Here is a 14667-nt window from a genome sequence, read left to right on the forward strand (position 1 = left end):
TTCTTTTCCGTTGTTAGCGTCTTTTTTCGGTATGTCTTTCTCGTTGAATCTTCTGGCAGTTCAGGGTCTGGCCTCAACACCGGTAACGGCCGAGATGCTCGTCGTCTTCGCCCTCATTCTCCTCGCACTCGTTCTCTTTGCGACCGAGCGGTTTCCGATCGACGTCACCGCCATCCTGATTATGGTGCTGTTGATGGTACTCGAACCGTGGACGCAGATCTCTCCACGGGAGGGGATCTCGGGGTTCGCGAACCCGGCGACGATCACGGTACTGGCGATGCTCATCCTGAGTACGGGGATCAATCGAACCGGCCTCGTCCAGTTGATCGGCCGGAAGATGGCCGAGTTCGCCGGGACCGACCGGCGCAAGCAGCTCGCCGCGACGGTCGGGGTCACTGGCCCAGTCTCAGGATTCATTAATAACACGCCGGTCGTCGCGATTTTGGTCCCCGTGATCGCCGACCTCGCACACGAGGGGAACACCTCTCCCTCGAAGCTCCTGATGCCGCTGTCGTTCGCGTCGATGCTCGGGGGGACGCTCACGCTCATCGGAACGTCGACAAACATCCTCGCGAGCGATATCGCGGCCCAACTCGGCGCGGAGACACCCGGCCTCGCGCTGGACGCGTTCGGGATGTTCGAGTTCACCAAACTCGGCGTCATCGTCTTCGCCGTCGGTGCGCTCTATCTCATGACGATCGGCGTTCGCCTCCTTCCCGAACGGATTCCGGCTGACGAGGACCTCGTCGAGGAGTACGCCCTCCAGGAGTACCTCGCTGACGTGGTGGTCCCGGCGAACTCGCCACTGGTCGGCCAGACTGTCGGAGAGGCGCTCGGCGACGACGACCTCGATATCGACGTATTACAGCTGATCCGCTACGGTGAGCGGTTCGACGAACCGCTCGCTCGCAAGGAGATCCACGAAAACGACACGCTCCGGCTCAGGACGAACCGAGAGACGCTCGAGTACATCATGGACGCGGAAGGACTTACACTGTCGGGCGGGCCGCCAACCGAGGACGACCTGCATCCGGAGGAGGACGAACCCGTGCTCGTCGAAGTCGTCGTTCCGTCGGGATCGTTCCTCGTCGGCGAAACCCTGGCGAGTTCGACCTTCCGACAGCGGTACGACGCGCACGTTCTGGCCTTTCGCACCCGTGGTGACGTCGTCCGGGATCGCTTCGAGGACATCCGTATTCGCGTCGGCGACACGCTCCTCGTGCAGGCACCGCCCGATAGCCTCACCCGACTCGTCGAGAACGAGGATTTCATCGTCGCCCACGAGTTCGACGAGGTGTCCTACCGGAGCGAGAAGATCCCGTTCGCTGTCGGCATCATCGGCGGCGTGGTCGCATTACCGGCACTGAACGTCCTCCCGATCGTCGTCTCGGCACTTGCCGGCGTCGTGGCGATGATCTTCACCGGCGTCCTCAAGCCGACCGAACTGTATTCGTCCGTCGAGTGGAACGTGATCTTCCTCCTCGCAGGCGTCATCCCGCTTGGGATCGCACTACAGCAGACGGGCGCTGCGGCGCTGCTCGGCGATGCCGTCGCTGCGACGGCGGTATTTCTGCCGCCGATCGGCGTCCTGTGGGTGTTCTATCTCGCGACCGGGCTGTTGACGAGTGTCATCAGCAACAACGCGAGCGTCGTGTTGATGATCCCGGTGGCTGCCAACGCTGCCCAGTCGATCGGGGCGAACGCGTTCGCGTTCGTCCTGGCGGTCACGTTCGCCGCCTCGACGGCGTTCATGACGCCCGTCGGCTACCAGACGAATCTCTTCGTCTACGGGCCTGGCGGCTACCGGTTCTCTGATTTCATTCGCGTCGGCGCTCCGCTACAGTTCCTTCTCTCGATCGTTACCGTCCTCGGGATCGCGTTCTTCTGGGGCGTCCGCGTGTGAGACGAACGGTTCTGCGCGAGTTGAGCTACCCACCGCGAAAGCGGTGTGAGTCAGCGAGGGAATCCCGCCGTCGACAGCGCGCTCAATACCACTCGCTACTGTCGCTCAGACTCGTCATCGGCGTAGCACCGGCAACGATGGTACCTGTTGCCAGTAGCGCGGCCGACAGCACAACGAAGTCGCCACTCGGTGCGTAGCCGGCCAGTCCAGCACCAACCTGCACGATGAACACCGTCACAAAGAAACTGAGAATAGCAAACGCCAGCATGATGAGTGCCGCGATGATACAACTCGCTAATGTCCCAAATGATTCAAGAAATCCCATCTAGTAAGTAACCTCCCTTGAGGAAAGGAGGATACTATGGATATCACTTGGATTCTGTCTACTTCGTAGAATAAGATTATCTGGTCACGACACTGGATGCAGTCATCGGGTGATTTACCACAAATCGTGTGGAATAAAATGAACTCCCGTGCTGAAACGGCTCTTCTGTCTTCAGCATGGGGTTCCTACCAGTCACTGATGTTTCGACGGAGCACACATTTCCAGCGGATAGGGAAGCTATCGGGAGGTGGGCTGGACGTCGTCTAGTCACCCACCGATCCACCAGCCGTAGAGCTGTTCCTGCTCCTCCGTGTCGGGGTGCTTCTTCGATTGGCCGTAGGTCTTCCCCTTGAGAAGCTGGCGTTCAACTGCGTTCGCTGCGAGCCGGAGGGCGTGGGATGCACCGTAGCCTTCCCCGTCGGCCGTGAAATAGCCGCGGTCGGTGACCAGTCGAATTCGAGCCAGCACCAGCGGCACGCCCCGACTTTGTTCTTTGTGCTCCTGCAGTTCGATGCTGGCCTTGATTACGCTCATGTCTCCGTACTTCGAGGTCATGTCCTCGATGAGCGCGGAGACGTCGTCGTAGGTCATCCCCTCTAGCAGGTCGGGCCCGAACACCTGCACGGCGTTCTGGTCGTCGCGCTCCCAGGTGAGCGCCTCGATGACGTCCGTTTTCGTGATGATACCGACCGGCTCATCGGTGTCGTCGGCCGTGACGACGAGAGAGGAGATCTCCCGGTCGAACATCGTCTCGACGACCTCGTCGAGCGGGGCGCTCCGTTCGACCGTCGCGGCCGCGTCGGACATCAGGTTCCGTACCGGAAGATCGAGCATCCGGTCAGCATCGCCCTCGCGCGCGCCGAACCCACCGCGGTTCTGTCCACCACCGCCTCGGCCACCGAACCCGCTCGACGACCCACCCTGGCTCTTGTTGCCGCCTCGCGTCGTGAACTCGATGACGTCGTACAGGCTCAACATTCCCGCGAGGTCCTCGCCGTCGACGACCGGGAGATGGGCGATACCGGCTTCTCGAAGCATATTGAGTGCTTTCCCGATCGTGGTGTCAGGAGTCGCACTGATCAACTCTTCCGTGTAGGCGTCGTCGACGGTCACCGCGTCGAGAAACGGACGCACAGCTTCGAGGACGGAATCGCCGGTCACCACACCGACGACGCGGTCGTCATCGAGCACGGGGAGCGTTTTGGCGTCGCTCCCGATCATGAGCCGTGCAACCTCGCGGACGTCCTCAGTGCGGTCGACAGTCGGGACGTGCTGTACCTGTGAGCCGACCTTCGCAGACGGCTGGTTAGACGAGGACGCCAGCTGTCGGCGACTGACGACGCCGCGATACTCGTCGCCGTCCGTTACGACGACGGCATCGAGTTCCTGATTCTCGAACGACCCTGCGACCTTCGAGAGCGGTGTGCCGATGTCGAACTCCGTGAACTTTGTCGAAAGAACCTCTGAGATGTCCATATGGTACCCTGTACAAGGAGGGGCGCTGGACGGTTATGCTTGTTCCCCTCGAACCTGGAAGCAGCGGTATGCTGAGTACTGCCGGGGTATAAGGCGCGTTTCTGTGACAGACTCGCTATGAATTGAGAGTCCCATTCTCACTGCGTCACAACCTCGGAGGATTGATGGGTATCTATGTTACGCCCGAATTGTGTGAAAATATATTGTCGCTACCAGAAGTGACCTCCTCCACGGCCTGACGGCCGTGGCATCCGGCTACCGGATGATCGGCCTGCGGAAACAGACCGTACCGGTTCCAACCCACACTCAGAGGGAACCGGCAGCATACCGGCGAAACTCTCGTTTTCTCCCTCGCTCTAGGGCTGTGGCCCGGTCACGCAGGTCGTTCGAAAATCGGAGATTTCTGGGGACGATGCTGAAACCCAGCAGGGGGTATGCGTCTTGAAACCAACAGGCCGCAACGCTGGGCCTGAAATCCCGTGGTAGGATTCCTCCGTGTCGCCGGCCTACGGCCGGCTGCCTGAGGGATCTTTGATCCCTCTCTGTTCACGCGGAGGAGGAGGTCAATCGCTTCGGTCACTATGCTTTTGCAGCGACGGACTCAGTGGAAGTGTGTGAAAGAATCAGGACCGGAAAGCAAGGACTCGGTTGATCCAACGCGAGTTACAGAGGTCCTCGATTCGTTGATTGAAAGCGGGTTCCACGAAATCAACCGCGAGACGAACGGATTGTTACTTTCTGGATTGTCTGCTGGTCTGGATATTGGGTTTGGTCCAGTATTGATGGCGGTGATACTCACCCTCTCACCGGGTGGGTATGGTGATCTCGGGACGGAGTTGCTACTTGCGAGTGTCTACTCTATCGGATTCATGTTTGTCATCTTGGGACGATTAGAACTGTTCACCGAACATACGACCGTGGCCGTGATGCCGGTCCTCGACGGACGAGCGTCACTCGCGGAACTCGGCCGTCTCTGGGGCTTGGTCTACGTCAGTAATATCGTCGGCGGTGCAGTGTTCGTCGCACTCATCGTTACGCAGCTGCCCGATCTGGGTGTCGCCTCGCCGGAAGCCTTCGAAACTATCGGTCTCTCACTCGTTACCCACGGTTTCACATGGCTATTCGTCGCTGGCGTGCTTGCGGGGTGGCTGATGGGACTGCTCGCGTGGCTGGTTACCGCTGCCCAGGAGACGACAAGCCGTCTCATTATCATCTTTATTGTCACTGGTGTTATCGCGATCCTCCACCTCCCCCATTCGATTGCCGGTAACGTCGAGGTGCTATTCGGCGTTTTTCTGTCGCCCCAGATATCAGTGATTGACTATGTATCGTTCCTCACGTTAGCCACGATGGGAAACGCGGTTGGCGGGGTTGTGTTCGTTGCCCTATTGAAGTACGGCCACGTTGTCCGGGGCGGGGAGTAGTGGCAAGTGGCCATGCTGAGCTATCGCATAGATGACGGGTATCGGATAGCGTGCTGAATTCCGGAAAACACCGAGTGCGGCACAGCTCGCCCCCCGCATCGAAGATTAGTTGAATCCACGCTACTGACTGATTGACACAAGGTACTTGCGGAGGTCTTTTACCGCGTTTGTGACCCGTCGCCGGCGACGCGAGTTGACATCGACTTCTATGCTGTGACTCTCGATCCATTCCCGCATTTTGCCACGACCGGCTTTCCGCTCGATGCCGACCTGTCGGAGGTGTTTGATCGGGTGTCGCAGCCAACTGTACTCCGTGTGGGCGAAAACGTCGATATAATCCGGCGAGTGGGCGATGAGGATGACGTGAATCTGTCTGTCAGCCAGCAAAGACTGTCGATACGTCCAGCTACCATTTGGTTCCGATCCAACTGCCGGCTGGTGATACCACGCTAGCGGGTCTCACTCGAATCCGTGTTTCTGGAGTGTCCCCGTGAACTCATCCAGCGGCTGCTGGACGGTGCCGACGTATTCGGTATCACGGAGACGGTACTCGGGCTCTCCGAGAGTTCGCCCAAGTCGGGTAATCAAGGGACCGAGCCGCGTTCTCACGCGGTAGGGAACATTGGGTTCGAGAGTCTAAACGATGGACTGCATTTGGTGGCCATTGGGCATCAAGCACCTCGAATGTATTGCAGACCCGGCAAAATGTAAGTAAGTGAGCGACATCCTCCACCGTGTTCTGAGCGGAATCACGCCGTGTTGAGTACAGGTTGAGTAGTCAACGTTAGTGGATGAACCGACCGTTTTCCAGATCTTCCTTTTGGAAGTCGCCTAAAAATAAGGTTAATAATGTGAAATCCCGTCAAATAATAGCAATAGCGGATTTTGCGTTGACTGTCCCACTAGCAGTATGGAAGAAACACAAGAGCTCTACTACGAGCCAGACGAGGACGAGACACTAAGCCTAGCAGTCGTCTCGGCGATTGCAGAGGCTCACGACGAGGATATAATCGACCAGAAATGGTGCATCAGTGAAGATATTAATACAGACGCCCTTGACGGGCTTTTTCAGGAACAGAATCTCAATATGGTCCTCCAGTTTGAGGCTGATACGACGACTGTAACAATTGTTGCCAACAAAAGAGGGAACCCGATTATCACAATCGAGTCACACCGCTAAGTACGCGCCCTGTATGCAGCATGGTCGCCAAACCTACTCGGGTTCTAGTAGCAACAACGTGCGGGATACAGGGAGTGGATTCAGCAGAGAGGTAACCACAGACGGAGTTTATCTCAGCGCGGGCGGTCCAATTTGCGAGCTGTGTATATCGGACCGTTGTGCTATCGCCCTATGAGCCCCAGTATCCGTCTGTGAGCGTCCTCAGCTGAGTCATATGTTTCGTCATTAGCTGAAGCGAGTACGTCCTCCAGGGAGTTCTTGCCGTCCTGAGTTTCGAGTTCATAATCGCCATAGGCCTCAACCAACTCATTTGTCGTGGCTGGATAGTCGTGCGATTTGAGCGCTTCGTCAAGATCACCAAGCCCCTCACCGGAGTTGACGCGCATCGGCTCTTCTTCATCGGCGCGGGTACGTGCTTCCTCTTGCATCCGCTCTCGCTGGCGACGTTTTTGATCATCCGCCTGCTCATCTCGGCCCTGTTCATCATCTGCCATATGCCACTGTAGGGGATTCAGGCGGATAACAGTAGGGCTGCCTGTCAGAGATGTGGGTCGAACTTCCCCTCCCGACTGACCCAGATCTCGAAGCCACTCCCCAAGACCAGGAAAACGACCCAGTCGCCAACGAACCCGGTCCCGGCGGCCCTGGCGCTGTTGCCGGTCTTCGGTTCCCACTGCTGGGTGTAGACCTCTTGGATCGAGAGGTCCTCCTGAGTCGCCAATGGCTCGAGAGCACGACCCATGTAGTTCGCGCCCGGTATTCGGTGGATTTAGCTACGGTTCGGGTTTCATCCCGAATCACCTTCCTAGAGCTTCTTGACCCACCAACGCCCGCCAATCCACCGCCCGGCTCACTACCGTCCGCCACTCCACCCTCCGTCTCACCCACGCCCACCTTACTACCGCCCGCGTTCCTCCGTTACCTCGCTCTACTCCTCGCGCTCGCCAAAGGGTTCCTCGTTCCGGTCGGAGGCGTCGCGGGTCCGCTGGAGGTAGTTCTGGAGTGTCTCGTGGACGGCCCGGCCGAGGTCATGTAATTCGCCGTTGATGGCCGAGACCGAACTCGAATCGAGCGAGTCGGTCACGTCGCGCTCGCGCCAGTCCTCAGGCACCGTCGGGGCGTCGAAGCGGAGGTGGTCGTCCGTTGGATCACGGTAGAAGTCGAAGGCCTGGAATAGGTCGAGGTCGTCGACGACTCGGACCTCCTCCTCGTCGAGATCCGTGTACTCCGCCCACTCCTCGAACCCCTCACGCCACGCGCCTTCCTGGAGGAGGTTCTCGAGATCCTCGCGGTAGAAGTCCTCGGATCCGAGGGTCTCCGATTCTTCCCAGTCGAAACCGCTCGGTCGCCCCCGGTTCGAGAGATCGGGTGGCTCTGGGATGGATACGTCGAGTGCCATACCGATAGTAGAGCGGGCACGACAATAAAGGCCCGTAGCGATTCCACGAGAAGGGAATCCGGGTGAAGTGGTAATCGACAGGTCGCTCCCCGACACGCTCTGCGGACACACCCTCCCGAGCACCGCTCCCAGTCCAGGGACGAACAGTCAAGGTGACTTGCCTGGCTGGCCAACGGACTCCCAATGCACGATTTGCGTTTCTATGTAGCAGACGCTGAAACGAAGTCCCAGGCTATCGTCAGAACAGGCGGTGCCGACTTAGAGCATCTATTCAGCAGAATCCAGTGTTCGTTTCGGGAGAGAAAGCGTGAGCCGAGTCGTTACAACGAGCAGGCATCCAGCCGGGCATGAGAAGTGATCAGCTCCAGGATCGACCTCCGTGACACAGACTTCGATCGGACGAAACCGAGAGGCGACACGCAGAGTCAGCGGTGCTCGGAGTCATGGAGGGGCGCCTCGGGCATTTCGATCCCTTCGCTGGCGAAGGCGGCCATCGAGCGCTCCGTCACGTCCGAGGCGAACGCAAACTCGTCGCGCAGGTCGGCCACATACGCCTTGCCGCGAATCGTCCGATAGTAGGTCTCGTCCTCGACAAAGACCACGAACGGGTGGTCGTCGTCGACGAAGACGTACTTCGAGGTCACCATGGCCTCCTTGACGATCACGCTCGCTCGCTCGACGTCCGCAGAGGCGGTGACCGCGAGTTCGACGACAACCATCATCTCCGGGTCGCCGTCGTTGGCGTTCGAGACGTTCTCGGTGAACATCGTTGCGTTCGGGATACTGACGATGCTGTCGTCGGGCGTCCGCAGTTTCGTCGCGCGGAGGTCGATATCGGTTACCTCGCCGTAGTCGCCGCCGATGGTGACCTTGTCGCCGATCTCGTACGGACGCTCGGAGACGAGCACCAGCCCACCGATTATCCCCCCGAAGAGGTCCTTGAGGCCGAGCCCCAGCGCCGCCCCGAACAGTCCCGATACTGCGAGCAACTGTGAGGGCGATAGTTGGAGCAACGGTCCCAGAATCAGATACGTCGCGGTTCCGTAAATGAGGACCCGCGCGATCGGATTGAAGATCTTGATGCTGAGCCGCCGGCGGGGAACGCGCTCGGCGACCAGCGTGAACAGGTACCCGACCACCCGAGTGGCCAGGTACGCGGCGACGAGCACACCCACCATTCTGGTGATCGTCCCCTGGACTGACCCCAGGTCTATCAGCGCCTGGAGCGCGGTCACATTATCTTCCCCCGTTCGATCGCCGGCGCGGCGGCCGGCACTGCCGCCGGTACCAGTTCCACGATATCGTCCTCGACCGTGACGAGACCGTCGCGCGCGAGGCGCCTGAGGACCCGGTCGAGTCCGTCGACGATTCCCGTGAGCTGTTCCCGGTCGACCCGCTCTTTCGCGAGCACGATCCGCAGACAGAACGCCTCCTCGCGGTCCATGTCCCGGCCGGAGGTGGGAACGGCGATGTCGCTCGGGCGCACCTCCGACCCGTGACGGGTCTCCAAGATGGCCGTGGCGACACCGAGGTTCCCGTTCGAGACCGCAGCAAGCCGGCCGAACGTGACGTCCTTTGGATCCAGATTTCCATCCGAAAACAGGGACTTGACTGCACCTGGACTCAGCGTAGGGACCGGCACCGATACCGACCAGTCCCGCCAGCCAATTTCGTGGCGCGTCGTGACGACCATGCCGCTCCGCTCGGAGTCGTCTGCGACGAACGTCGGCATCTCGTCGTACCGATCGAGCACGAGTTCCGCGATCCGGTCTGCGGAAAGGGGGTGGATCTCGACGGTGACGGGAAACTCCCGGTCGAGGTCCTGCATCGACTCGAGGTACGCCCACGCGTACCGGTTCCAGCCGGTCACCACAGTCGCGTCGACGCCCACCAGCTCGTCGAGAAACGCAGACAGCTCCTCGAAGCCGCCGATACGACGCTCGTACAGGTGGTGGCAGTCCTCTATCACGACTGGTCCCCGGTTGATCCGCGGCCGGATTCGGTCGACCCCGTCGCCCGGGTCAAGGCTAACCCGGGTTGCGTCCAGCTCTCGCACAGCACGGTCGAGGACGGACCTGCGTCCGGAGAAGGGATCGCCCACGACGGCAACCGGCCCGCCCTCCTCGCCCGAGAGGGCCGCCTCGAACGCCTCGTGGTCGGCACCGAGGAGCGTGGAGACATCGACGTCCGGCCACCGTTGTCCCCGTTCGACGGTACTATCCTTCATAGTATCCTCCCCTCAACGTCAAGCTGGTTGATGATACCGGATTCGGATCAATCCCCTCAGACGGTCTTCAGCACCCTCTCAATTCGTCTGGCTCGCGACTCAACACGGCTGTGAGACGATTATCCGAGTCACTGATTATTTGTCCTCCCGGCCCATCCACGGACTGTAGCGCTACCGCCGCTGAATACGCGCTGTGCATCTTGCAGGGTCACTGAAAACTCTCCACTTTCTGTCAGACGTGTCGTGCTGAATTCAGAGGATATAGTCAGCAGTCGGCCATCGTCGGTTTCACACCGATTCGGATGAATCAGCCGGTCAGTAGAACTGCCTACTGACCGTTGAGAAATCTAACAGCTTTCGTATGCTATCACAAAGGCGTTCAAGATATAAAACGCACACCTGGTGCGAGAACCTTTCCCGTTACTGAGTCTCGTGTATGGATAGATAGCAATGGGACCACTACTGCGGACAGAGAGAACACTTCGACGCTATCGTCGGATACAGCCCGATAAGTTGCCAGTCATTTCTGATCTGTTAACTAGATGGTCTCACTCTCTGGAGATCGAATCCACATGGTTTTGAGGTCCTCATCGGTCGCGTCTTTTGAATAAAAAAACGCAGATCGCTCATCCGTAGGTGATTGTTGATACTGCTGAGCGGTCGCTATAGAGTCGAACAAGACAAGCGCACCGCGTCAGCGGTGCCCGACACGAATGATTCCGCTAGATGTGTTCGGGTCGGGGTCGCTCGCAGCGGACCTGTTGCAGCAGGTTCGCTGGCGTGACGGTGTAACGTCGTATAACTTACTTGGCTCGCGTCCATCGTACTGATACACTGCTAATGAGTCCCTGCGAACTATCTGAGCATGAGCCAGAGAGTCCAGCGTCACGGCCACCGATCCACTGTGACGACTGTGCAGCAGCACTGGAATCGCAGGGGTGGGAGACAGTCAGCTACCTGCTCTTCGATCACCTGACAGTCCCGGTTATCGGGTGTGATGACCACCTTGACCAGTTTGCCGAACAATGTGGCTACACCACAGAGGATACCCCACGCATCATCCCACACCGACCAGCGGGCGGCATCGTCTGTCCAGGGTGTCGGCTTGCGCCACACAACCCACCACACCCAGTGCTGTCAGTCGGCGACGGCGTCGTCATCGTGCCAGCCTGTCCCCGCCACCAGTCAGCTATCGTCGACCGCTTCTATACAGGTGGGGACCTGCAACACCAGTTGACAAGCAGCCTCGATATAGCCTAGCCGGTCGTGCCGTCGACGGCTATCTGTCTCAGGCTGGCTGGACGGGGACGTCTTGGCAATACTGTTGTTCCCACTCACGACGATTTTCGAGCTCACGAGTTCCGCGGTCAGTAAGTTTGTAGATGTTGGTCCGCCGATCTTGCTTGCCCTTGTTGACCAGTCCCTTCTCGACCAACTCGTCGAGGTTTGGGTACAGACGGCCGTGGTGAATTTCGTCCTCGTAGTAGGACTCCAATTCGTCTTTGATGGCGAGGCCATGCGGATCGTCAAGGCCAGCGACGAGGTACAGGATATCGCGCTGGAAACCAGTCAGGTCGAACATGCGATACACTGAATCGATTCGTGTCCCTCATCAGTATGAGCTGATTACCGACGCCGAGAGTCCGTGACTGGCCTGTGACGCTGTCCTGCACTCGGTCAAACGGCCGTGGGTCTGGCTCTGATTGGATGCATCCAAGAAGAGTCCCCACTAGAACAATCGTCCGACACCACGACTAATAGCCGATGGAGACTCAAAATCCCTCCGCAGCCAGAGCAGTTCAAGGTTTGTACTGACTGAATCAGACGACCTCGATTCTCGGTGTGCGACGTGCTGCATACGCGCCGTGTATACAGCAGGATGGTCTTGTAGTTTTTCAGGGGTGAATTCAATTACTCAACTGCTGTCTATCTCCCCTCACTCATCGACAGCAGTGATCACTTCCTCGGCAGTCCGGGAAATTCGAGCGAGCCGATCATGGATCGTCTCGGGTGCATCCCCATCCCAGGCAGCCAGGTAGAACCTGGAGTTGTCCGCATCGAGGCCGAAATACCGACAGACGATGTAGGCGATAGCTTCGGCTTCAACTTCCAGTTTTGCTTCGTCTTCGTCGGCATCCGGCTCGAAGTGGAGGATCGCGTGTGCGAACTCGTGAATGAGCGTTCGTGCCAGGTCGGCACTGTTGTCCCGGTCAACCACTTCGATCACTGGACGGGTGGTGGTCGGACTCCGCCGTTCGCAGACCCCGTTGGCGTTCCCGTGTGTCCAGTCAGATGGGTCGACGATCTCGATATCGAATCCGAGCGCCTCGCCGGCGTCGAGCAACGCGTCGACGAGACCATCAGTTTCACCGTGAGTATCTGTGTTTAGCTTGGGCAGTGGCTCACCCTCGGTCTGGGAGATATCGAACACCGACGTCGGCTTGAACCCGACGAGCCCTTCGGACCACTCTTCGGGCTCAGTCTCGTCGTAGTCACAGTCGCTTCCTTCGTGATACGACGGCGAGTTTTCGCATTCGGGACAGCGGTTCGTGATGATCGGTGCCCAGATCCAGATCGCCGACTCGCCCTTCTTGACGGAGCGATCGAACTCGTTTTTCCAGGTCCAGAACCCAGCGACCTTCGTGGCCTCGGGGCACTGCAGCTTGATGAGCAATGTGTTCCGGTGGGAGTAGTCGTGGAACTTGCTCTGGACGTCCAGCCACTCCTGAAACTGGTCGCTCGCGAGTGCCTCGTCGGCGAGATCTGCGAGGTCTTCGACCCAGGCGTCCAGCTGCTCACGCATCTCATCGGCACGCTCGTCAGTATCGTCGAAGGACGTCGTCTGCTGGTGAGCCAGTTCGTCAGTCGTGTCGGTGTTTCTCGTCGACATTGGTAGTCCGCGGAACGCTCACTCTGGAACGCTCCCGCACCCGCAGCGGGGAGAATAAACTCTGCCTGGCGTGCTCTCAAAGCAGTAGTCGACAGCTACACGGTCCGATCGACAACCGAACGACCAGTCAACCGATCACCGGACGGGGTCGCCGCGAACTCGAAGCCCGCCGTGAGTGGGAACAGCAGTACGTCAACGATGGTAAGCTTGGGAAGACATTGACGGCGTCGGTCAGCTATCGCTGTCGTCTGCTGCTTGCCAGCCCCGGTGAAAGTACACCAGAGCACGATCGTCCTCGAACTTCGTTCCTGTTGGGGTGTGGATTAACAGCTGTCCTTCTGGTTGCACGTCGACGATGTGCTGCTCACGGAGGGCACGTACGATCTGTGCGGCCCGCTGCTCGTCGATGGAGAGTACACCCTGCCGTCGACGGTCCCGGTCTTGAGCTAGCTGACGGCGCTCAAATCGTTCGTGGTCGTTCAATGTATCATCGTAGTAGTCCATGCCTGCACCCCACTTGGGGAGAACAAACCGCTGGCTCCCGCTAGGGTTATATGTAATGATGTTGCCGCATTAATAACGATTAGTCCTGTTACGTGGCTAGTTCGGAACGACTGCAGCAAGTCGATCTGAATGATAGTCGACTCGATAGCGGCTGTGTGAGTTTCTGAGTCGGTAGGTCCGAACCGTCGCTACGCATTCGAGTGTGTCGCCCGGGTTTTCCCAGGTAAACTCGTAGCCGGCGATGATAGCGTCGTTGACGCGTTCACCAACCTGGTGAGTTGGCCCGTCCCATTCGACAGAGATCTCTCCAGTGCTGTTCGGTGGTTGAACCATTCGCTCTTGGGCGACTGGAACCGATGCTGGATCGAGTGCGATTCGACCGAGCGTCGCAAGGTCCTCGGCGCTGATCTTCCAGTTGGCACCACCGCCGTGGAAGATATGCATGGTCCGATTACGGATCTGGTCATACTCGGCTTCGAGGATTTCGACACCTTCTGCCTCGGTAAGCAACTCAACGAAGTGGCTGGCGCCGGCCAGAACCAGGGAGTTTTCTTCTTCGATCTCGATTGCTTGGCCAGCTGGCGTGATCGTGCTGGTTCGTCGTTGGTTCTCGTCAGATGGACGGTCGACGGGGAAGCAGCTGCACAACAGCGTCCCCTCTGGGCCCGAGAGAATCCAGGGCTGGCGACCACATGGGATCACAGAATAATCCGATGCATCGTAGCGGCCACCGCCGGTCAACGCACGGAACGCTTTTTCGAGACTCTGGCCGTCGATACCGTAGCCGTACTGCTCAGCCCGTCCGTCGACGTAGGAGACGTACGTCCCAATCTCGCTGAACTGGTCAAAGGTGTCCGGAATCCGCCATACCTCACCGTCGCCGTGGTCGTCGACGTAGGCTGCGACGTTCCCATCGGTGACCCATCGAACCTGCTGAGGACTCACTGGCCCAGCGCCGGTCCTGATCGGTGCGGTCGGTCGGCGGGTGGTGAGCCCCCATTCCTCATCTCCGCTTTCCCATCCGACAGTGTCGCGGTCTGGAACCGAAGTGAGTCGAGAGCACCGGGCGACGGCAACTGCTGAGGGATCAAGGTCGCTGTCGGTCTCGCTGAATTTCGCGAGTGTCGATCGCTTGCTGGTCATTGGACTGCTCCACTCTTCTCGAGGGAAACAAACTCGCTCTCACTCACCTCACGTGAGGCCACTCAACGACATGAACTAATTTTGAGCCACCAAATCGGGGAGAAACTACACTTTGACTGGAGAAATCTGACTTAAAACACAGTGTATAGCCGCGGTGAAAATTAACTAGGCAATTGGATTGAAATAAATACACGAT

14 protein-coding genes and 1 pseudogene are annotated in these 14667 nt (G+C 58.8%); 4 read left to right on the forward strand and 11 right to left on the reverse strand.

All coding sequences use genetic code 11. The annotated features are described in order from the left end of the window. Positions 1–94: 94 nt before the first annotated feature. Positions 95–1903 (forward strand): SLC13 family permease, encoded by a 1809-nt coding sequence (locus tag MU553_RS21700; protein WP_247381720.1) that lies wholly within the window; start codon positions 95–97, stop codon positions 1901–1903. Between the two features lie 82 nt (positions 1904–1985). Here the strand turns inward: MU553_RS21700 and MU553_RS21705 are convergent, their stop codons facing one another. After that, a complete protein-coding gene (locus MU553_RS21705) occupies positions 1986–2228 on the reverse strand; it encodes a hypothetical protein (protein ID WP_247381565.1) in 243 nt (80 codons plus the stop codon). Positions 2229–2495: 267 nt separating this feature from the next. Further along, positions 2496–3704 (reverse strand): CBS domain-containing protein, encoded by a 1209-nt coding sequence (locus tag MU553_RS21710; RefSeq protein WP_247381567.1) that lies wholly within the window; start codon positions 3702–3704, stop codon positions 2496–2498. 614 nt (positions 3705–4318) lie between these two features. Here MU553_RS21710 and MU553_RS21715 point away from each other — a divergent pair. Together MU553_RS21715 and MU553_RS21720 are read left to right on the forward strand one after the other, a co-directional pair. After that, positions 4319–5128, forward strand: coding sequence for a formate/nitrite transporter family protein (locus MU553_RS21715; RefSeq protein ID WP_247381570.1), 810 nt, complete (start codon positions 4319–4321; stop codon positions 5126–5128). 910 nt (positions 5129–6038) lie between these two features. Next, a complete protein-coding gene (locus MU553_RS21720; protein ID WP_247381572.1) occupies positions 6039–6308 on the forward strand; it encodes a HalOD1 output domain-containing protein in 270 nt (89 codons plus the stop codon). A gap of 161 nt (positions 6309–6469) precedes the next feature. On the opposite strand, the gene MU553_RS21725 is transcribed toward MU553_RS21720, so the two are convergent. From MU553_RS21725 to MU553_RS21755, 7 genes are all read right to left on the reverse strand, one after another. Beyond that, the gene (locus MU553_RS21725) at positions 6470–6802 is read right to left on the reverse strand and encodes a DUF5789 family protein (protein ID WP_247381573.1); all 333 of its coding nucleotides are present in this window, start codon (positions 6800–6802) and stop codon (positions 6470–6472) included. A 44-nt stretch (positions 6803–6846) separates the two neighbouring features. Further along, a complete protein-coding gene (locus MU553_RS21730) occupies positions 6847–7050 on the reverse strand; it encodes a hypothetical protein (RefSeq protein ID WP_247381576.1) in 204 nt (67 codons plus the stop codon). A gap of 186 nt (positions 7051–7236) precedes the next feature. Continuing rightward, positions 7237–7707, reverse strand: a complete 471-nt coding sequence (locus MU553_RS21735) for a DUF7992 family protein (protein WP_247381579.1) — start codon at positions 7705–7707, stop codon at positions 7237–7239. Positions 7708–8132: 425 nt separating this feature from the next. After that, entirely contained in the window at positions 8133–8885 is a 753-nt protein-coding gene (locus tag MU553_RS21740) for a mechanosensitive ion channel family protein (RefSeq protein ID WP_247381582.1), read from the reverse strand. 53 nt (positions 8886–8938) lie between these two features. Further along, entirely contained in the window at positions 8939–9934 is a 996-nt protein-coding gene (locus MU553_RS21745) for a hypothetical protein (protein ID WP_247381584.1), read from the reverse strand. Positions 9935–11222: 1288 nt separating this feature from the next. Next, the gene (locus MU553_RS21750; RefSeq protein ID WP_247381586.1) at positions 11223–11516 is read right to left on the reverse strand and encodes a PadR family transcriptional regulator; all 294 of its coding nucleotides are present in this window, start codon (positions 11514–11516) and stop codon (positions 11223–11225) included. A 354-nt stretch (positions 11517–11870) separates the two neighbouring features. Continuing rightward, positions 11871–12824: an ImmA/IrrE family metallo-endopeptidase gene (locus MU553_RS21755; RefSeq protein ID WP_247381588.1), complete on the reverse strand. Its 954-nt coding sequence runs from the start codon at positions 12822–12824 to the stop codon at positions 11871–11873. 101 nt (positions 12825–12925) lie between these two features. Here MU553_RS21755 and MU553_RS23915 point away from each other — a divergent pair. Continuing rightward, positions 12926–13024, forward strand: a pseudogene (locus MU553_RS23915) (PadR family transcriptional regulator); the annotation flags it as partial. Positions 13025–13055: 31 nt separating this feature from the next. Here the strand turns inward: MU553_RS23915 and MU553_RS21760 are convergent. Next, entirely contained in the window at positions 13056–13328 is a 273-nt protein-coding gene (locus tag MU553_RS21760) for a DUF8069 family protein (RefSeq protein WP_247381590.1), read from the reverse strand. Positions 13329–13424: 96 nt separating this feature from the next. Continuing rightward, positions 13425–14471: a hypothetical protein gene (locus MU553_RS21765; protein WP_247381593.1), complete on the reverse strand. Its 1047-nt coding sequence runs from the start codon at positions 14469–14471 to the stop codon at positions 13425–13427. Positions 14472–14667: the final 196 nt, after the last annotated feature.

The sequence above is a fragment of the Halorientalis brevis genome (genome assembly GCF_023077655.1).